At 74.6% G+C, this 18316-nt stretch carries 17 protein-coding genes; 4 read left to right on the top strand and 13 right to left on the bottom strand.

The window, feature by feature from the left end:
* The first annotated feature begins 33 nt into the window (after positions 1–33).
* Positions 34–411 carry a VOC family protein gene (locus SH587_RS08715; RefSeq protein ID WP_320670201.1) on the top strand — a complete coding sequence of 126 codons (378 nt, stop codon included), beginning with the start codon at positions 34–36 and terminating at the stop codon, positions 409–411.
* A gap of 56 nt (positions 412–467) precedes the next feature.
* On the opposite strand, the gene SH587_RS08710 is transcribed toward SH587_RS08715, so the two are convergent.
* Genes SH587_RS08710 through SH587_RS08700 form a run of 3 tightly spaced genes read right to left on the bottom strand, consistent with a single transcriptional unit; the run spans position 468 to position 3926 of the window.
* A complete protein-coding gene (locus SH587_RS08710; protein WP_320670200.1) occupies positions 468–1799 on the bottom strand; it encodes a nucleotide sugar dehydrogenase in 1332 nt (443 codons plus the stop codon).
* Positions 1796–2932 carry a Gfo/Idh/MocA family protein gene (locus SH587_RS08705; RefSeq protein WP_320670199.1) on the bottom strand — a complete coding sequence of 379 codons (1137 nt, stop codon included), beginning with the start codon at positions 2930–2932 and terminating at the stop codon, positions 1796–1798. The genes SH587_RS08710 and SH587_RS08705 overlap by 4 nt, the downstream gene beginning before the upstream one ends.
* A 46-nt stretch (positions 2933–2978) precedes the next feature.
* Positions 2979–3926 (bottom strand): peptidoglycan DD-metalloendopeptidase family protein, encoded by a 948-nt coding sequence (locus tag SH587_RS08700; RefSeq protein ID WP_320670198.1) that lies wholly within the window; start codon positions 3924–3926, stop codon positions 2979–2981.
* Between the two features lie 135 nt (positions 3927–4061).
* Between SH587_RS08700 and SH587_RS08695 the strand changes: the two genes are divergently transcribed.
* Genes SH587_RS08695 through SH587_RS08685 form a run of 3 tightly spaced genes read left to right on the top strand, consistent with a single transcriptional unit; the run spans position 4062 to position 6459 of the window.
* Positions 4062–4952 carry an N-acetyltransferase gene (locus SH587_RS08695; RefSeq protein WP_320670197.1) on the top strand — a complete coding sequence of 297 codons (891 nt, stop codon included), beginning with the start codon at positions 4062–4064 and terminating at the stop codon, positions 4950–4952.
* Between the two features lie 53 nt (positions 4953–5005).
* Positions 5006–5809, top strand: coding sequence for a hypothetical protein (locus tag SH587_RS08690; RefSeq protein WP_320670196.1), 804 nt, complete (start codon positions 5006–5008; stop codon positions 5807–5809).
* The gene (locus tag SH587_RS08685) at positions 5806–6459 is read left to right on the top strand and encodes an RDD family protein (protein WP_320670195.1); all 654 of its coding nucleotides are present in this window, start codon (positions 5806–5808) and stop codon (positions 6457–6459) included. The genes SH587_RS08690 and SH587_RS08685 overlap by 4 nt, the downstream gene beginning before the upstream one ends.
* A 61-nt stretch (positions 6460–6520) precedes the next feature.
* Here SH587_RS08685 and SH587_RS08680 read toward each other — a convergent pair whose 3' ends face one another.
* The 10 genes from SH587_RS08680 to SH587_RS08635 all read right to left on the bottom strand — a co-directional run bounded on the left by SH587_RS08680 (position 6521) and on the right by SH587_RS08635 (position 18286).
* On the bottom strand, positions 6521–7834 hold the full coding sequence (locus SH587_RS08680; protein ID WP_320670194.1) for an adenylosuccinate synthase: 1314 nt from the start codon (positions 7832–7834) through the stop codon (positions 6521–6523).
* 74 nt (positions 7835–7908) lie between these two features.
* Complete coding sequence (locus SH587_RS08675; RefSeq protein ID WP_320670193.1) at positions 7909–8781, bottom strand: ATP-binding protein; 873 nt, start codon at positions 8779–8781, stop codon at positions 7909–7911.
* Between the two features lie 3 nt (positions 8782–8784).
* Positions 8785–10311, bottom strand: coding sequence for a replicative DNA helicase (gene dnaB / locus SH587_RS08670; protein ID WP_320670192.1), 1527 nt, complete (start codon positions 10309–10311; stop codon positions 8785–8787).
* A gap of 256 nt (positions 10312–10567) precedes the next feature.
* Positions 10568–11020 (bottom strand): 50S ribosomal protein L9, encoded by a 453-nt coding sequence (rplI, locus tag SH587_RS08665; RefSeq protein WP_320670191.1) that lies wholly within the window; start codon positions 11018–11020, stop codon positions 10568–10570.
* 390 nt (positions 11021–11410) lie between these two features.
* Positions 11411–12049, bottom strand: a complete 639-nt coding sequence (locus SH587_RS08660; protein ID WP_320670190.1) for a single-stranded DNA-binding protein — start codon at positions 12047–12049, stop codon at positions 11411–11413.
* 254 nt (positions 12050–12303) lie between these two features.
* Entirely contained in the window at positions 12304–12654 is a 351-nt protein-coding gene (rpsF, locus tag SH587_RS08655; RefSeq protein ID WP_320670189.1) for a 30S ribosomal protein S6, read from the bottom strand.
* Between the two features lie 744 nt (positions 12655–13398).
* Complete coding sequence (locus tag SH587_RS08650) at positions 13399–14901, bottom strand: alpha,alpha-trehalose-phosphate synthase (UDP-forming) (protein WP_320670188.1); 1503 nt, start codon at positions 14899–14901, stop codon at positions 13399–13401.
* A 75-nt stretch (positions 14902–14976) separates the two neighbouring features.
* Positions 14977–16173: a S1C family serine protease gene (locus SH587_RS08645; RefSeq protein WP_320670187.1), complete on the bottom strand. Its 1197-nt coding sequence runs from the start codon at positions 16171–16173 to the stop codon at positions 14977–14979.
* A complete protein-coding gene (locus SH587_RS08640; protein ID WP_320670186.1) occupies positions 16170–17585 on the bottom strand; it encodes a sensor histidine kinase in 1416 nt (471 codons plus the stop codon). The genes SH587_RS08645 and SH587_RS08640 overlap by 4 nt, the downstream gene beginning before the upstream one ends.
* A gap of 2 nt (positions 17586–17587) precedes the next feature.
* Positions 17588–18286, bottom strand: a complete 699-nt coding sequence (locus SH587_RS08635; RefSeq protein ID WP_320670185.1) for a response regulator — start codon at positions 18284–18286, stop codon at positions 17588–17590.
* Between the last annotated feature and the right edge of the window lie 30 nt (positions 18287–18316).

The following is an 18316-nucleotide window of genomic DNA, read 5'->3' as shown; positions in this document are numbered from 1 at the left end:
TGAGTTCCGGCGACGGGCGGGGTCTGGAAGGGCATGCCGCTCACCAACAGCCCCGCCTTCGGCGGCTTTTCGGTCGACGACACCGACGCCGCTGCCCGCTTCTACCGCGACGTCCTCGGCCTGCGGGTCACCGGTCCCAACGAGATGGGGATCGTGACCCTGCACCTGGCCGGCGGCCGCGACGTGATCGCCTATCCGAAGCCCAACCACCAGCCCGCGACCTTCACGATCCTCAACTTCCCGGTCGACGACGTCGACGCCGCGGTCGACGAGCTGACCGCGCGCGGCGTCGCCTTCGAGCGCTACGAGGGGATGCCGCAGGACGAGAAGGGGATCATGCGCGACAACGGCCCGACGATCGCCTGGTTCACCGATCCGGCCGGCAACGTCCTCTCGCTGATCGACGCCTAGCCCTGCCGGCCGCCCGCCCCCGCCTCGCGTGGCGGATCGGCCCCGGACGCCGGGGGTCAACCGCCACGCGAGCCGATCCGGCGCAGCGCCACGCCGGCAGCCCGCCAGCGGTCGGCGTCGAGCACGCCGCGGCCGTCGACCACCGCCCGCGCCCCGGGCACGTCGGCCGGGCTCAGCGCGCGGTAGGCGGCGTGGTCGGCCTGAACGATCGCGCCGTCGACCGGACCGCCGTCCCACGGCGCCAGCCCGAGCGCCCGCAGCTCGTCGTCGCCGTAGAGCGGGTCGGCGACCAGCGGCTCGGCGCCGGCTGCGGCGAGCGCGTCGCGGAGCCCGAAGACGCCGCTGAAGGCCGTCTCCTTGACGTCGCCGCGATAGGCCGCGCCGAGCACCAGCACCCGCCGCCCGGCCAGCCCGCCGAGCAGTCCCCCGAGCAGCTCGACCGCGTAGGCCGGCATCGCCTCGTTGACCGCGCGGGCGGCGGCGGGTAGCGTCGCGCCCGGGTCGCCCTCCAGGTAGAAGCGCGGGTAGACCGGGATGCAGTGGCCGCCGACGGCGACGCCCGGCCGGTGGATGTGGCTGAACGGCTGGCTGTTGGCGGCGTCGATCACGCCCTGCACGTCGACCCCGATCCGGTCGGCGTGGCGCGCCAGCTCGTTGGCGAAGGCGATGTTCAGGTCGCGGTAGGTCGTCTCGGCCAGCTTCGTCAGCTCGGCTGCCTCGGCCCCGCCCAGCTCGCGGACCTCGACCACCGGCGCGTCGGGGCCGTTCAGCAGCCGCCGGTAGCGGGCGGCGGTGCGGGCCTCGCCGATCGCGTCGAGCCCACCGACCAGCTTCGGGTAGGTCTCCAAGTCCCGGAAGATCCGGCCGCTGTAGACCCGCTCGGGGCTGTGGGCGGCGTGGAAGTCGACGCCCTCGCGCAGACCACTGGTCCGCTCCAGCAGCGGCGCCACCCGCGCGCGGGTGCTGCCGACCGGCAGGGTCGTCTCGACCACCACGCTCGGCGGCGCGCCGTCGGGGCCGGCGGCGGTCCCGCGCTCGGCGACGGCCTGGGCCAGCCCGCGGCCGATCGCCTCGACCGCCGCGTCGAGCGCCCGCCACTCCGGCTTCGCGTCGGCGTCGACCACCAGCGGCGGGACGGCGAGGATCAGGTCGGCGCCGGCGGCGACCGCGGCGACGGTGTCGGTCGTCGCCCGCAGCGTGCCGGTCGGGACCGTCGCGGCCAGCGCCTCGGCCAGCCCGCCCTCGCCCGGGAACGGCTCCCGCGCGGCGTTGACCTGGGCGACGACCGCCTCGTCGATGTCGCAGCCGATCACCTCGTGCCCGTGACGGGCGGCGAACGCGGCCAGCGGCAGGCCGATCTTGCCCAGCGCGACGACGACGACCCTCATCGCGGCGCCTCCACACCGTCGGTCGGGTCGGCGATCCCGTCGTGCGAGCGACCGCGCAGGCCGCCCGGTCCGCCGGGACCGTCGGTCGGGACCAGGTGGACCGTCTCCCCGGCGGCCGCGCTGCGGAGCACCGCGTCGGCCAGCTCGACCGCGGCCAGGCCGGCCTCCAGCGGCACCACCGAGGCGTCCTCGTCGCCGCGGACCAGGGCGCAGAAGCCCTCCAGCTCGACCAGCAGCGGCTCGCGGCGGGCGATCGCGTAGCGGGTCATGTCGCCCTCGCTGACCCCGCGCAGGGTGCGGGCGGCGTCCCACTCGCTGGCCACCTCGCCGTTGGCGTAGAAGGTCAGGTCGGCGGTCAGGGTGTCGGCCACCAGCATCCCCCGCTCGCCCAGCACCCGGGTCCGGCGGACCTTCGTCGGCGACAGCCAGTCGACCATCGTCGTGAAGGTCGTGCCGCCCTCCAGCCGCCCGACCACGTTGACCAGGTCCTCGTGGGCGCGGCCCATCCGGTGCTGGGTCTGGGCGGCGAGCGTGACGACCGGCCCGTCGCCGAGCCAGCCGACCAGGTCGAGGTCGTGGGTGGCCAGGTCCTTGACCACGCCGACGTCGCGGATCCGGGCGGGGAACGGCCCGATCCGCTCGGTGGCGACGTGGAAGACCCGGCCCAGCTGCCCGCCGAGCACCCGCCGCCGCAGCTCGCGCAGCGCCGGGTTGCAGCGCTCGACGTGGCCGACGACCCCGTGGACGTCGGCCGCCCGGACCGCCGCGATCAGCTCGCGGGCGCGGTCGGGATCCTCGGCCAGCGGCTTCTCCACCAGCACGTGGACGCCGGCGGCCACCAGCTCCAGGACCGCGGCCAGGTGCTCCTCGGTCGGGACGGCGACGATCGCGATCTGCGGCCGCTGGTCGGCGGCACCGTCGAGCAGCGCGCCGACCGTCGGGAAGACGAGCGCCGGGTCGCCGACCGCGCCGTGGCGGTCGCCGCCCGGGTCGACGGCCCCGACCAAGGTGGTCAGGCCCGAGGTCTGGAGCAGCCGGGCGTGGTGGCGGCCCATCATGCCCAGGCCGACCACGGCCCCCCGCAGGGGCGCCGGATCGGCCGTCCTCGGGCCCTGCTGCTCGGCGTCGCTCACGGGGAGGAAGCCTATTCGAGCGGCTGCTCCCTCCCCGCGGCGGGGGCTACGGGCAGTTCGGCGCCACCCGGCCGTCGCTGCCGGTGTAGACGTAGGTGTCGGTCAGGTAGGCGCCGCGGCCGTTGCCGAGGTCGACCAGGTCCCACAGCCGCGAGGTGCCGAACTTGCCGCTCACCTGCTGACCGCGCTTCTGGCAGACGATCCGGACCGTGGCGCCGGAGGCGAAGCGGCGGACGAGCGCGGCGTTGGTCGAGGCGCCGGCGCGGGCGATCACGCGCAGTCCGTTGTCGGTCCGGACCGTCGCCGCGCGGCGGTGGGCGATCGCCGGCAGCGGGACCCCGACCTGCGGCTGCGGGGTCGGCGTCGGGGTGGGAGTCGGGGTCGGGGTGGGCGTCGGCGTCGGCGTGGGCGCCGGTGCCGGGGCCTTGGCGCAGTTGCCGCTGCGGTGCCGGACCGACTGGCCGAAGTGGCTGTACTCGGCGGCCAGCTTGCCGTTGAAGCGGGCCTTGATCACCGAGCCGCCGGCCGAGCGCTGCTCGTAGTGCAGGTGGGCGCTCCACCACGACTCGTGCTCGTACTTGGCGCTGCTGCGGCCGAGGTGGCCGATCAGCTGGCCTCGCTTGACCCGCTGGTTGACCTTCACCTTGCGGTCGCGCAGGTGGGCGTAGAAGCTGCGGACGCCGGAGTGGGTGATCTCGATCGCGTTGCCGTAGCCGTTCGACGTGTAGTACTTCGAGATCGTCACCCGGCCCGGGCCCGAGGCCACGATCGGGGTGCCGAGGTCGCTGTCGCCCCCGCCCGGCCCGTTGAAGTCGATCGCGTTGGCCGGCCGGTGCCCGCTGTAGACCTTGCCGAGCATCACGGTGCCGCAGGCGAAGGGCAGCCGCAGGTCGGTGACGGCCCCGGCCGGCGCCGCCCCGGCCAGGGGGACGACCACGGCCAGGGCGGCGGCGGCGAGGGCCGCGCGGGCGGCGGGACGGGAACGACGGGACATCGGGCTGCGCCTCCGGGGGGGGACGGGCGGAACGGGACGAGCACAACCTAGGGGCCGCCGGGCCCGGGCGACAGCGGCTCTCACGCCCTTCTCACGGATCGTTCACGGCGCCGTCACGGGCTACGCTCCCGGGCCATGGCGAAGTCCGGCGGCGCCCGCGCCACGATCCACCCCCAGGCGATCACCGAGCCGACCGCGACGGCCGGCGCCGGCGCGCTGATCGGCGCCGAGGCCCGGATCGGCGACGGCGCCCGGATCGCGCCCTACGCGGTGATCGACCGCGGGACCACGGTCGGCGCGCGCACGATCGTCGGGGTCCACGCGGTCGTCCATCACGACGTGACGCTGGGAGCGGGCGTGGTGCTCGGCAGCCACGTCGTCGTCCACCCGGGCACGGTGGTCGAGGACGAGGTCGTGGTCGGCGACCACGCGGTGCTCGGCAAGCCGCCGCGGCTGCGGGCCGGCTCGGCCGCCGCCGGCGGACCGGCGCTGCGGCCGCTGCGGCTCGCGGCCGGGGCCAGCGTCGGGGCCGGGGCGGTGGTCTTCGCCGGCGCGGCGGTCGGGCCGCGGACGATCCTCGGCGACCAGTCGTTCGTGCGCGAGCGGGCCACGATCGGCGCCGACGCGATCGTCGGCCGCGGCAGCACCGTCGACTGCGACGTGGTGATCGGCGACCGGGTCAGCATCCAGACCGACGTCTACGTGACCGCCCGCAGCGTGATCGAGGACGACGTCTTCCTCGGTCCCGGGGTGGTGACGACGAACGACGACCGGATGGGCCGGGCGCCGCGGGCCGCCGACGGCACGCCCGACCCGGCGGGGATCGAGCTGCGCGGCGCGACCGTCCGCCGCGGGGCCCGGGTCGGCGGCCGGGTGGTGCTGGTGCCGGGGGTCGAGGTCGGCGCCGACGCGTTCGTGGCGGCCGGGGCGGTCGTCACCCGCGACGTCCCGCCGCGGACCCGGGTGATGGGCGTGCCGGCGCGCGCGGCCGGCGCGGTCGTCGACGAGGACCTGCTCGACCGCTGAGCGAACGGGCGCGTCGCCACTCGCCGGGGCTCCCGCTGGGATACCCTCGCGCCGTGGCCGTCTCCCCCCTCGTCCCGGTCCTGCGCCCGCGCGGGGGTCGGCGTCGCCGCGCGCTGCTGCGCGCCGGGCGGCGGGTGGCCCGGCTGCCGGGCGCGATCGAGTCGCCGGCGGCGGTCCGGCGGCGGACGGCGGCCGAGCGCCGCACCCGCACGCTGGCCGCGGCGGCCGCGTTCACCGGCGCCGGCGCGATCGCGCTCGAGGTGGCGCGGGTCTGGCGCCGCGGGTCGGCGCCGTTGCCCTCCGAGGCGGACCGGGTGCTGGACGCCGGGGCCGAGGCGGTCGGCGAGACGGTCCAGGTGGCGGTCGCCGGCTACCGCGAGGGCTCGGAGCGCGAGAACGCGCTGCTGAACCTGCTGCTGTCGTTCACCGGCACCTGGCTGGTGACCCGGCTGTCGACGACGATGATCCGCCGCCGCGGGCGGTTCGGGCCCCTGCGCGACGTGGTCGTCAGCGACACCCACGTCCACCACTTCGTGCCGGGGATCGCGATGGCGTTCCTGGCGGGCGGCGCCTCGATCGTCGCCCGCTCGCCGGGCGCGGACCGCTGGCTGGCGGTGCCGTTCGGGGCCGGGGTGGCGCTGACGCTGGACGAGTCGGCGCTGCTGCTGAAGCTCGACGACGTGTACTGGACCGAGGAGGGCGCGGTGAGCGTGCAGGTGACGTTGGCCTCGATCGCGATGCTGTCGACGCTGCTGGTGGCCTCGCGCGTGCTGCGCCGCGGCGAGCAGGTGGTGCTGGAGACGGTCGCCGCGGCGACGCCGGCCGCCGAGCCGCACCTGCGGGTGGTGTCCGCATGAGCGAGCGCGACGAGCCGGGCGCGCCGCCGGCGGGAACGGTCGAGCCGCCGGAGGAGCGGCCCGCGGACGCGACCGAACGCGACCCGGTCGACGATCCCGCCGGTCCGCCGAGCACGCCGGCCGGTCGTCCGCTGCACCCGGTCGGGCCGGGCGGGGCGCTGCTGGCGCCGTGGCGGGCGCGGGTGCTGGCGGCCCTGATCGACTCGGTGATCACCGGCGTGCTGGCGCTCGGGATCGGCTACCTGGCCGAGGCCCTGACCGGCGACAACGTGATGGTGATCGGCGAGGACCGTCGCGACGCGGTCGGCCTGGAGACGATCTGGAACGACGTCGGCGTCGGGCTGGCGGCGACCCTGCTGGCGACGATGCTCTACGTCGTCCCGATGCTGACCCGCACCAACGGCCTGACGATCGGCCGCCGGATGGCCCACACCCGCCTGATCCGCGCCGACCAGCAGCCGATCGAGCTGTGGTTCGCCACCACCCGCGAGGTGCTGCTGAAGGGCATCGGGATCGCCGCCGTGGCGATGATCCCGCTGCTCGGCCCGCTGCTGATCTTCGCCGACTACCTGTGGCCGCTGCGCGACCCGGAGCGCCGCGCGCTGCACGACTTCCCGCTCGACACGCGGACGATCTGGACCCGGGATTGAGCCGGCCGCGCGCCGTTCGTTACCGCTGAGGTACCAAACGACGCGCGCTCGGCCGAGAGGGCTAGAGCGCGGCCGCGGCGGCCTTCGTCGCCCGGCCGGCGGCCGTCCAGATCACCTGGTGCTGGGCGGGGCCGACGCCGATCATGCCGATCGGGACGCCGGCCTGGGCCTCGATGTACTCCAGGTACTCGCGGGCCGCCTGCGGCAGGTCCTCGTAACGCGAGACCTTGGAGATGTCCTCCTCCCAGCCCGGCAGCTCGTCGTACTCGGGCTCGGCGTGGTGGAGGACGGTCTGGTGGTACGGGAACCGCTCCAGGACCGCGCCGTCGGCGCTGCGGTAGCGGGTGGCGACCTTGATCGTCTCCTGCCCCGTCAGCACGTCGAGCTTGGTGATGCAGAGCTGGTCGAGCGTGCAGAGCCGGGCCGCGTAGCGCAGCGCGACCAGGTCGAGCCAGCCGATCCGGCGGTCGCGGCCGGTGGTGGTGCCGCGCTCGGCGCCGACCTCGCGCAGCTGGTCGGCCAGCGGGCCCTCCAGCTCGGTCGGGAACGGCCCGGCCCCGACCCGGGTGCAGTACGCCTTCACGACGCCCCAGATCTCGTCGAGGTCGCGGGGACCGGCGCCCGAGCCGACCGCGGCGGCGCCGGCGACCGGGTTCGACGAGGTGACGAAGGGGTAGGTGCCGTGGTCGATGTCGAGCAGCGCCGCCTGGGCGCCCTCGAAGAGCACGTTGCCGCCGCCGTCGAGCGCGTCCCAGACCAGCGCCGCGGTGTCGGCGACGTGCCGCTCCAGCTTGTGGCCGTAGCTCAGGTAGGTGTCGGTCATCGCCTGCAGGTCGAGCTGCGGGTCCTTCGCCCAGGGGCGCAGCGAGCGCTCCTTCGGGTGGAGGGCGGCGACGATCTTCTTCTTCAGGATCGTCTCGTCGAGCAGGTCCTGGATCCGGATCCCCAGCCGCAGCGCCTTGTCGGCGTAGCAGGGGCCGATGCCGCGCTTGGTGGTGCCGATCTGGTTCTTGCCCAGCCGCGTCTCGCCGGCCACGTCGAGCAGCTTGTGGTACGGCATGATCACGTGCGCGTTGGGGCTGATCCGCAGCCCGCTGGCGTCGACGCCCTGGGTCGACAGCTGCGCCAGCTCACGCAGCAGCACCTCGGGGTCGACGACGACGCCGTTGCCGATCACGCAGGTGGTGCCGGGGTAGAGGATCCCCGACGGCACCAGGTGGAAGGCGTACTTGACCTCGCCGTGGACGATCGTGTGGCCGGCGTTGTTGCCGCCCTGGAAGCGGACGACGACGTCGGAGCGCTCCGCCAGCAGGTCGACCAGCTTGCCCTTGCCCTCGTCGCCCCACTGGGCGCCAACGATCACGATGCCTGGCATTTCGGACGGAGGGTATCGGTGCGGTACCGCTCGCCGCCGAGCCGTCGCCGGCCGCCTGGACGGTCGGCGGGGTGCTAGCGGTCGTCGCGACCGCGGCGGACGGGCCGGTGGGCGCCGGCCGGATCGAGCCCCCAGGTGGGCGGGACCGCCGGCCGCGGCGGCGGCTCGTGGTCGTGGTCCAGGTGACCGGGGAAGGGCGGCGCGGGGCCAAGGCCGCCGTCGGGCGGGCTGCTGGGGACGGCGTGGCCGGCGACGCCGAGCCGCGGGCCGGGCATCGCCTGCCGGTGGTCGACCTCGTCCGGGATCGCCACCACCCGGCACATCTCCTCCAGCCGCGAGACGGTCCGCTCCCCGACCTGGTCGCGCAGCGCCATCGGGTCGAGGTTGGTGGTGATCGTGACCGCCTTCTCCTCCTCGTAGCGCGCGTTGACGATCGAGTAGAGCTGCTCCAGCACCCACGGCGTCGACTGCTCGGCGCCGACGTCGTCGATCTGGAGCAGGTCGACCCGGGTCAGCGCGTCGAGCAGCTCGAGCGTGCGCGGGCCGCCGTCGGCGTCGTAGGTGCGGCGGATCTCCGACAGCAGCCGCGGCAGCGAGTAGATCGCGACGGTATGCCCGGCCTCGATCGCGTGCTTCGAGATCAGGGTCGCGAGCGTGGTCTTGCCGTTGCCGGTGCCGCCGGTCAGCCACAGGCCCTCGCCGCGGCCGAGCCGCGCCGGCAGGTCGGCCACGTACTCTCGGACGATCCCGATCACGGTCCGGTCCATCGACGACACCGGTGGCCGGTCGAAGGCGACGTCGCGGTACTTCTTGCCGATCCGGGCCCGCAGGCTGCCGGCGACGCGGCGGGCGCGCTGCTCGGGCATGCAGCGGCACTCGGTGGCGGTGCGGGCGCGGTCGTCGACGATCCAGCCGGAGCCGTCGCAGATGTCGTAGGGGCAGCGCACGGGCTACGTCCTCGGCAGCGGCGGTCCCCCGCCGGGCAGGGGCGGTCCGCCACCCGGCGGGCCCGCGGCGGCGCCGACCGGCGGGCCCCCGGAGAAGTGCGCGGGCGGTCCGCCGTCGTCGGGCCGCTGGGCCATCGTCAGGAACCGCGGGTACTCGTTCTGGAACAGCAGCCGGACGGTGGCGAGCCGGCCGGAGCGGTTCTTGGCGATGATCAGCTCGGCCACGCCGGGCTCGGCCGTCTCCTCGTTGTAGTACTCGTCGCGGTAGAGGAACATCACGAGGTCGGCGTCCTGCTCGATGTTGCCCGATTCTCGAAGGTCGCTCAGCATCGGCCGCTTGTCGGGCCGGCTCTCGACCGCGCGCGACAGCTGCGAGAGGGCGATCACCGGGCAGCTCAGCTCCTGGGCCAGGATCTTCAGCCCGCGGGACATCTCGCCGACCTGCTGGACGCGGCTCTCGGCGCGGCCGTCGGCCCGCATCAGCTGCAGGTAGTCGACGATCACCAGCGAGACGCCGCCGGGGTGGCTGGCCGCCAGCCGCCGGGCCTTGGCGCGGATCTCCATGATCCCGATGTCGGAGCTGTCATCGACGTAGAGCGGCGACTGGGCGAGCTTGTCGGCCACCTCGAGCACGTCCGGCCAGCGGTCGCCGATCCGGCCCTTGCGGACGTCGTCGCCCTTGATCGCCGCCTGCGAGGCGATCACGCGCTGGAGCAGCTCGCGCTCCGGCATCTCGAGCGAGAAGAGGGCGACGGCGCCGCCGTTCTGAAGCGCGACGTTCTCGGCCAGGTTGGTGACCAGGGCGCTCTTGCCCATCGCGGGACGGGCGGCGAGCACGATCATCGCGCCGGGCTGGAGGCCGGCGGTGGCGATGTCGAGGTCGCGGTAGCCGGTCGCGAGGCCGGTGATGTCGCGGCCGTCCTTCTCCAGCTCCTCCAGCCGCCGGACCTCGTCGTCGATGAAGTCGCGGACGGCGCGCAGGCCCGTCGAGGCGTCGGTCTGCGAGACCTCGAAGACCTTGCCCTGGGCCTGCTCGACGATCTGGGCCGGGTCCTCCTGGGCCTTGAGGACGTCGGCCTGGATCTCGTAGGTGGCCTGGAGCAGCCGCCGCAGCTTGCCCAGCTCGCGGACGATCTGCGAGTGCTTCGGCAGCGCGGCGACCTCGGTGACGGTCGTCGTCAGCTGCCAGACCGCCTCGCGGCCGCCGGCCTGGTCGAGGGTGCCGCTGCGCCGCAGCTGCTCGACGACGGTGATCGAGTCGACCGGCTGGCTGTCGGCGTAGAGCTGGCGGATCGCCTCGAAGGTCGCCTGGTGCTGGGGGGCGTAGAAGTCGTCGGCCCGCAGCCCGTCGTCGATCGTGACCGCGTAGCGCGCCTGCTCGGAGAGCATCAGCGCCCCGAGCACCGCCTGCTCGGCGTGGAGGTCGTGCGGGGGGACGTGGGCGGCCGGGCCGGCGGGGTCGTACTCGCCCTCCGGGGGCGGGACGTAGCCGTCGTCGGCGGGGTAGGCGTGGTCGTCGTCGTAGGACACGGGCGGGGGCGTTGGGGCGGCGGGGCTGGGAAGACCCTCGAGCCGGGCAGGACCGCATGCAGGAGGCCCTGCGGGCGGCGCCGACGAGCGGCCGCCCGAACCTAGCAGCAGGCCCGCTGGAGCCGGCCGTCGCCGGGGTGCTGATCCCGCACGCTGCGGAGATCGGTGGGGCGGGAGGGCCCCGGAACGACGAACGGCGCCGCAGGTGCGACGCCGTCGGTGCAGGGCCACCCGCGGGTGGCCAGAGGAGAGCGGGCTACCGCTCCGTCACGACCATGGTCTTGACGTTGGCGATGACGCCCTCGGCCAGCTCGACGTCGACGACGTAGGTGCCGGTGGCGCGGATCGGCTCCGCCAGGCGGACGCGGCGACGGTCGATCTCGACCCCGCGGGCCTCCTGGATCGCGTCGGCGATGTCCTGGTTGGTGACCGAGCCGAAGAGCCGGCCGTCCTCGCCCGTCTGGTGCGAGATGGTGAGGACGGTGTTCGTCAGCTGATCGGCCAGCTCGCGCGCCTGGGCGACGGCCTCGGCCCGCTGACGCGACTGCGCCTCGGCCTGACGGGCGGCGTCCGCGATCGCCGACTTCGTGGCCGGAGCGGCGAGCTTGCGCGGCAGCAGGTAGTTGCGCAGGTACCCCTTGGAGACGTCCACGACGGCGCCCTTGGCACCGAGCTGGGGAACGTCCTGCAGAAGAATCGCCTCAGGCATAGGTCACAGAAGTCGAGGTGGAACCGGGCGCAGCATCGTGCGCGCCGCACGGCCGGACAGGGAAGGATGGCACGTCCGCCCGGTCCAACGCGTTGCGATGACACGTCGACCGGACGGAAGCGGGCCTCCCTGCCGCCCAGGGATGGATGCCGGCGTTCGCGGACCGAGCAAGGTCGGGGCCTGCAACGCGAGAGCCGGACGCCTGTCCTGCCGAGCGAACCCGGGGGCGAGATGCGCCGGCAGACCTGCGCCTCGTGCCGCCCCCCGGGGCGGATGCGAGGGGCACGTAGACCAAGCAGGTCGCCGCCGGGAAAGCGAGAGCTGTACGCCGGTACTGCCGAGCGAACCCGGTGGCGAGATGCGCTGGTATACGTGCGCCTCGTGCCGCCCCTAGAAGGGGATGTCATCCTCCGCCGGCGGGGCGCTGTTGCCCCCACCGCCGCCGGCCGGGGCCGGGCCGCTCGGCGGGGCCGGCTGCTGGGGCGCGTTGCCCCAGTTCTGCTGCGGCGGGGCCGGCGCCGCGGGCGGGCCGCCGAAGTCGCCCTGGTCGACCGGGTAGCCGTTGCCGGGGCCGTCGAAGCCGCCGGACGGCGCGGCCGGCGCCGCCGACGGCGCGGGGCCCCAGTCGTCGGCCGGCGCGGACCCGCCGCCCTGCTGACCGCTCCAGCCGCCGCCCTGGCCGCCACCGCCGGGACCGCCCTCGCGGCCGCCGATGAACTGGACCTCCTGGGCGACGATCTCGATCGACTCGCGCTTGTTGCCCTGCTGGTCCTGCCACTCGCGCCAGCGCAGACGACCGTCGACGGCCACCTGCCGGCCCTTGCTCAGGAAGCGGGCGGCGTTGTCGGCCGAGTTGCCGAAGATGGTGACGTTGAAGAAGTTGGGCTCGTCGACCCACTGGCCCGCCTGGTCGCGCCGGCGACCGTTGACGGCCACGCGCAGACTGCAGACCGAGCCGCCGGACGGGAGTCCGCGGAGCTCGGGATCCCGGGTCAGGTTCCCGACGATCGTGACGCGATTGATCGGCATGGGGTCCTCTTTCTCGATTGCGTTGGCCGAGCGTAGCGGCCGCGGGGCCCCCGGAGCGCACGCTCCACGAAGTCGGCACGAAGGTCGTGCGGAGCCGGAACACGCGGTCTCCGTTCCGCCGGAGAGGCAGGATGCCAGGCGCCCCGGACGACGCCCGCGCCGCCGCGAAAAGGCCCCGGAAACGGGACGTGCCGCCCGGTGGGCGGCACGAGCGGTGTTCCGCCGAGACCGGCGGGACGGAGGAGCGGGGCTGCTCAGGCGGCGGCGGCCGCGGCGTCGATCTCGGCGAGATCGGGCAGGTCGACCGGGTTGCGCTGGAGCTTGATGATCCGGTGGCGCAGGACCGTGTCGTTGATCTTCAGCTGACGGTCCAGCTCGTTGAGCAGCTCGACCGGGCCCTGGAAGCGGAAGACGCGGTACTCGGCCTTCGTCTCGTCGCCGATCGGGTACGCGAGCTGGCGGACGCCCCACTCGCGGCCCTCGAGCACGGTGCCCTGGGCCTGGATCAGCTTGTCGAGGTCCACGGCCAGCTTCTGCCGGGTCTCCTCCTCCGCCGAGGCGTGAAGGAGAAGGACGAGATCGTAAGAAGGAGCGGGAGCGGCCATAGGAGTCAGCGCTTGCAGGAAGCGACGAGCGAGGCTACCAGAGGTCCGGTCCCGGAGGTCGGCCGCCTCTGCCCGCGAAATTGGGGGGGCGTACTTCCGGGGGCTGGCGGGTCTCTTCAGCATGACATCCGCACCGACCCGTCGGCCCGCGCTGCCCGCGTGGTGGCCGTCCGGCCCCTGGACCACCCCGATCGCGATCGTTGCCGCCGGCCTGGCCGTGGTCCTGGTCGCGCTCTGGCCCCGCCTCGGCAGCGCCCCGCCCGCGGTCCCGAGCGGCCGGCCGCAGCCGCTGGCCGACCCGTCGCCGCCCGCCGACCCGGCGGCGACGCCCCGCGCCCCCGCCACCGCGACCGCGCCCACGCCGACGTCCACGCCCGAGAACCCTCGGCCGCGGCCCCGCGGTCGCAGCCACCCGCACCGCGGCCGCGACGTTCCGCGCCGTTCCCCTCCCCCGCACCGCGTTCGTCCCGGGAAGCGGCTGCCTCCGCGAACGCCGCGCGCGCCGGTCCGGCGCCGCGCCACCGCCGCCCGTCCCGCGCCGCCGATCGCCCCGCCCCGCCGGACCGCGCCCGCGACCCCGCCGACGGCCAGGGCCACGCCCACGGCGGCTACCGCGCGCCCCTCCGCGACCCCGTCCGCGCCCGCCCCGACCCGCCGCGGCGGCGACGCCCCCGCCGAGTTCGGCCAGCCGTGACCGCCGTCCGCGACCCCAGCCCGGCCCCCGGTCCCGCCCCGCGGCGGGCCCTACCGCGCCTGGTCGGCGGCGGTCGGCGAACCCTCGCCGGCCCCGGCCCCGGCCGCCTTGCGGCGGACGTCGGCCAGCTGCTCGTCGATCCAGTCGCCCGGGTTGCGGAGGGTGATGATGTCGCGCAGGCCCTCGGCCCGGTGCTCGCGCTCCTCGCCGCTCATCGTCAGCGCGCGGTGGATCGCGTTGGCCAGCGCCTGGACGTCGAAGGGGTTGACCGTCAGCGCGAACTCGCCCAGCTCCTCGTGGGCGCCGGTGTTCTCGGAGAGGATCGAGACGCCGTCGCGCTCGTTGACGATCGGCCCCTCCTTCGCCACCAGGTTCATGCCGTCGAACATCGCGTTGACGATGTGGACGTCGTAGTGGCGGTAGGCGGCCATCGCCTCCTCGACGTCGTCGCGCAGCTTCAGCTGGATCGGCATCCAGTCCGGCGTCCCGTGGCGGTGGTTGACGACCGCCACCAGCGCCTCGATCCGCTCCAGGTACTCGCGGTACTCGGGCACGTCGGTGCGGGACGGCATCAGCTGGGCCATGAACGTGACCCGCTCGCGGAACTCCGGGTGCTGCTCCAGGAACAGGTCGAAGGCGGTGAACCCGCGGAGCACGTTCTTCGACAGGTCGGCGCGGTCGACGCGCAGGATCAGGAAGTCGCGCCGGCGGTGCAGCAGCTCCTGCTCGAACTCGCGCACCCGCGCCCGCCGCGAGACCTCGCGGGTGGCCTTGGCGTCGATCGGCAGCGGATAGGCGCGGACCCAGACCTCGCGGTCGTCGATCCGCACGACCCCCTGCTCGTGGTCGACGTCGAGGTCGAGCAGGTCCTCGCAGCACTGCAGGAAGTTGCGCCGGTAGCTGCGGGTGTGGAAGCCGACGATGTCGTTGGCCAGGATCCCGCGGTACAGCTCCTCGCGGATCTTCGTCGGCAGCACCCGCCAGCTGTCGGACTGCGACCACGGGATGTGCACGAAGTGGTGGAGGAACGCGTCCGGCCGCCGTTCGCGGACCATCTGCGGCACCAGGTACAGGTGGTAGTCGTGGACCATCACCACCGGCTGGTCGGCGCCGTCGATCTCCTCGACCACCGCGTCGGCCAGGTCCTGGTTGACCAGCTTGTAGCCGTACTCGTAGGCCTCGACCTCGTGCGAGCGGATGTCCGGCGCGTTCGACTGGTCCCACAGGTAATGCTGGATGAACCACAGCATCGGGTTGGCGATGATGCTGTAGAAGCGCTCGTAGGCGACGTCGTCGGAGACCACCAGCCGGACGTCGTAGGAGCCGCCCGACGGCGAGTCGACGGTGAAGGCGCCGCCGCCCGCCGCCCGCGCGCGATCGGCGTCGCCGCGGCCCATCGCGCTGGCGATCCAGGTCGCGCGGCGGTGCGAGGCCAGGCCGGTGAGGGCGGTGACCAGGCCGCCGGTGCCGCGGCTGATCGAGCCGTCGACGTCGAAGGTCACCGGCCCGCGGTTGGAGACGAGGACCAGGGGCTGCTGAGCGGGCTCGGCCATCGCCCCGAGCGTATCGCTCGCCTCCCTCCCGTTCGTCAACGACCGGTGGACGGGACCCCCGACCGGGGTCCCCGCCTACCGCCGCGGCAGCGTCATCGGCCGCGTGCCGAGCTTCAGCTCGATGTCGCGCGGCTTGCCGGCGCGGATCACGTGGACGGTGACGCGCTGGCCGGGCCGGAAGCGGAGGGCGACCTCGGCCAGGTCGGTCGAGGTCCGGACCTCCTGGTCGTCGATCCCCACGATCACGTCGCCGCCGGCGCGGTACTCGCCGACCTGGAACGACTTCGGCCCGCCGTCGGGACCGGCGATCCCGGCCTCCTTGCCGGGGCCGTCGGCGGGGACCTCCTGGACCCAGGCGCCGTGGTCGACGCCGAGCCCGAAGCGCTTGCCCAGCTGCGGGTAGACCTCGACGGTCGAGACGCCCAGGTAGGGGTAGGCGACCTTGCCGCCGTCGCGCAGCTGGCGGACCGAGCGACGGACCGTCTCGGCCGAGATCGCGAAGCCGACGCCGCTGCCGTCGCCCGAGGTGGTCTCGATCTGCGAGTTGATCCCGAGCACGCGGCCGCGGGCGTCGAGCAGCGGGCCGCCCGAGTTGCCGCGGTTGATCGCCGCGTCGGTCTGGATCGCGTCGACGGTCTCGAAGCCGGTCAGCGACTGGATCGAGCGGTCGAGGGCGGAGACGACGCCGATCGACAGCGACTGCTCCTCGCCGAACGGCGACCCGATCGCGACCACCGGCTGGCCGACGTGCGCGTCCTTCGGATCGGTGAACTGGAGCGGCACCAGCGACAGGCCGGCCGGGTCGATCCGCAGCAGCGCGACGTCGTTGAAGGGGTCGAAGCCGAGCACCTTCGCCCGCACCTGGTTGCGGTCGGCGAAGCGGACGTAGACCTCGTCGGCCTCGCGCAGCTTGTCGCCCTCGCCGCTGGTGACCACGTGGGCGTTGGTGACGATCAGGCCGTCGCCGGAGATCACGAACCCGGAGCCGAGGCCGCCGCGGGCGTCGAGCGGCCCGCTGCCGCTGCCCTTGGTCAGGACGGTCACCACGCCGCGCCCGAAGCGGGAGAAGATCTGCTGCGGGTCGATGTTGACCCCCGGCCGGCCGGCGCTGCCGCGGTCGGCCGCGACCTCGCGCACGACCTCGACCCGGGTCGAGGTGGCCGCCGCCGTGCCGTTGCCGTCGCCTCCGTCGTCGCCGCCGCAGGCCGCTAGCGCGAGGGCGGCGACGGGAACGAGCAGCAGGCCGGCGAGGCGCGGGCGGATCGAGGTCATGCGGGAAGCTCCAGGGTGAACGTCGTGCGGTGGGGCTGGCTGTCGACCTCGAGCTCCCCGCGCATCCGGTGCGCGAGCTCGCGGGCGATCGCCAGCCCCAACCCGGCCCCGGAACCGTCGCCGGTGCCGTGGAAGGGCTCGAACAGGTGCGGCAGGTCCTCGGGCGCGACGCCCGGCCCGCGGTCGCTGACCGCGATCCGGGAGACGCCCCCGCTCCGCGCGACGCGGATCTCCACCGCGGCGCCCGGATCGGAGTGCTTCAGCGCATTGTCCACGAGAATCCGGATGATCTGCTCCACCCTGGCCGGATCGCAGTGTTGCAGCACCGGCGTCCCGACCAGCCGGACCTGCAGCGCGCGACCGTCGCGCTCGACCACCGGCCGGAACTCGGCCGCGACCGTCTCCGCCAGCTGGTGCAGGTCGACGGTCTCGGGCCGCAACTCCAGCCCGCCGCTCTCGATCCGCGACAGGTCGAGCAGGTCGTCGGCCAGCCGCGCCAGCCGCTGGGTCTGCTTCGCCAGCTGGTCGAGGAAGCTGCGCCGGGTCTGCTCGTCCAGCTCCTCGTCGCGCAGCAGCTCGACGAAGCCGGAGAGCGAGGAGAGCGGGGTCCGCAGCTCGTGCGAGGCGGTCGCGATGAAGCGCTTGCGACTGCCGTCGAGCTCGGCCAGCTGCTGCCGCATCGTGTCGAGCGAGCGCGCCAGGTGCCCCAGCTCGTCGCGCGAGCTGGTGTCGAAGCTGGTGGTGAAGCGGCCGGCGGCGACCTCGCGCGAGCCCCGCTCCAGCCGCCGCAGCCGGGTCGAGACGCCGACCGCGACCAGCGCCCCGGCGGCCAGCGCGACCAGGATCGCCAGCACCGCGCCGAAGATCACCCGTCGCCGCACCAGGCTGACCGTGGCGTGGACGTCGTCGAGCTTCTCGCTGACCAGCAGCACCTCGAAGCCCGGCCGGTCGAGCAGCGCGTCGACCGGGACCACCACCCGCGCGACCGGCCGCGCGCCGTCGCTCGAGACGAACCGCAGCCGCCCGTCGGCCAGCGTGCGCCCCGCGAGCCGGGTCGCCGCCTCGTCCGGGGCGGCCGTCCCCTTGGTCGTCTGGAGCACGAACGTGCGCCCGTCCTGGGCGCGGGCCAGCAGCGAGACCGATCCGCCGGTGCGGGCCCCGGCGGTCTCGACGATCTCGCGCGCGGTCGGCGCGGCGACCCGCGGGGCCCCGTGCGGCCGTCGGGTCGGCGCCCGGGCGGCGGCGGCCACGTCCCGCGCGACCCGCTCGCTCTCCCCCACCAGCGAGCGCACCCGCTGCTGCGCCATCGAGCCCTCGAGCGTCGGCAGCACCTGCAGCGCGACCGCCGCGACCGCCACCAGGGCGACGCCGACGAAGGCCAGCGTCAGGCGAACGCGCAGCGACCAGCGCATGGTCAAGCATCACGGAAGCGGTAGCCGAGGCCGCGGACCGTGATCACGTACTCCGGCGCCTTCGGGTTGCGCTCGATCTTCTCGCGCAGGTGCAGGACATGGACGTCGACGGTCCGCCGCTCGCGGTAGGCCGCGCCGCCCCAGGCCCGCTCCAGCAGCATGTCGCGGGTGAAGACGCGCCCGGGCGCGCGGGCCATCGTCACCAGCAGCTCGAACTCCAGATGGGTCAGCTCGACCTCCTGCCCGCGGACCTCGACCCGGCGACGGTCGGGGTCGACGCGCAGGTCGCCGATCTCGATCGGCGGCGCGGCGCCGGTGACGGCGGCGGGCAGCGCCGCGCGGCGCAGCGCCGCCCGCACGCGACTGCGCAGCTCGCGGACGGAGAACGGCTTGGTGACGTAGTCGTCGGCGCCGTTCTCGAGCCCGGCGATCCGGTCGCTCTCCTCGCCGCGGGCGGAGAGCATGATGATCGGCACCGGGCTCTTCTCGCGCAGCCGGCGGCAGACCTCGACCCCGTCCATCCCCGGCAGCATCACGTCGAGCAGGACCAGGTCGGGACGGACGCGGTCGAACTGCTCGAGCGCCTCGGTACCGGTCCCGACCGCGACCACGTCGTGGCCGTCGCGCCGCAGCGGGAACGCGAGCAGCGTGCGGATCGACTCCTCGTCGTCGACCACGAGGATGCGGGCGGGAGCGTCCATGGCGGGAAAACAGCGTACTTCGCCGTTCAC

The organism is Patulibacter defluvii (assembly GCF_034096925.1).
GTDB lineage: Bacteria > Actinomycetota > Thermoleophilia > Solirubrobacterales > Solirubrobacteraceae > Patulibacter > Patulibacter defluvii.
The sequence above is the reverse complement of the archived record's forward strand: the minus strand, read 5'-3'. Positions and strand labels throughout refer to the sequence as shown.

What these genes read in the sequence shown, in the direction of transcription:
- SH587_RS08695 (WP_320670197.1), top strand. Translation starts at nt 4,062, where the DNA reads ATGGCGAAGTCCGGCGGCGCCCGCGCCACGATCCACCCCCAGGCGATC.
- SH587_RS08660 (WP_320670190.1), bottom strand. Translation starts at nt 12,049, where the DNA reads ATGCCGATCAATCGCGTCACGATCGTCGGGAACCTGACCCGGGATCCC.
- SH587_RS08710 (WP_320670200.1), bottom strand. Translation starts at nt 1,799, where the DNA reads ATGAGGGTCGTCGTCGTCGCGCTGGGCAAGATCGGCCTGCCGCTGGCC.
- SH587_RS08680 (WP_320670194.1), bottom strand. Translation starts at nt 7,834, where the DNA reads ATGCCAGGCATCGTGATCGTTGGCGCCCAGTGGGGCGACGAGGGCAAG.
- SH587_RS08700 (WP_320670198.1), bottom strand. Translation starts at nt 3,926, where the DNA reads ATGTCCCGTCGTTCCCGTCCCGCCGCCCGCGCGGCCCTCGCCGCCGCC.
- rplI (WP_320670191.1), bottom strand. Translation starts at nt 11,020, where the DNA reads ATGCCTGAGGCGATTCTTCTGCAGGACGTTCCCCAGCTCGGTGCCAAG.
- SH587_RS08715 (WP_320670201.1), top strand. Translation starts at nt 34, where the DNA reads ATGCCGCTCACCAACAGCCCCGCCTTCGGCGGCTTTTCGGTCGACGAC.
- SH587_RS08645 (WP_320670187.1), bottom strand. Translation starts at nt 16,173, where the DNA reads ATGACCTCGATCCGCCCGCGCCTCGCCGGCCTGCTGCTCGTTCCCGTC.
- SH587_RS08650 (WP_320670188.1), bottom strand. Translation starts at nt 14,901, where the DNA reads ATGGCCGAGCCCGCTCAGCAGCCCCTGGTCCTCGTCTCCAACCGCGGG.
- rpsF (WP_320670189.1), bottom strand. Translation starts at nt 12,654, where the DNA reads ATGGCCGCTCCCGCTCCTTCTTACGATCTCGTCCTTCTCCTTCACGCC.
- SH587_RS08685 (WP_320670195.1), top strand. Translation starts at nt 5,806, where the DNA reads ATGAGCGAGCGCGACGAGCCGGGCGCGCCGCCGGCGGGAACGGTCGAG.
- SH587_RS08635 (WP_320670185.1), bottom strand. Translation starts at nt 18,286, where the DNA reads ATGGACGCTCCCGCCCGCATCCTCGTGGTCGACGACGAGGAGTCGATC.
- SH587_RS08640 (WP_320670186.1), bottom strand. Translation starts at nt 17,585, where the DNA reads ATGCGCTGGTCGCTGCGCGTTCGCCTGACGCTGGCCTTCGTCGGCGTC.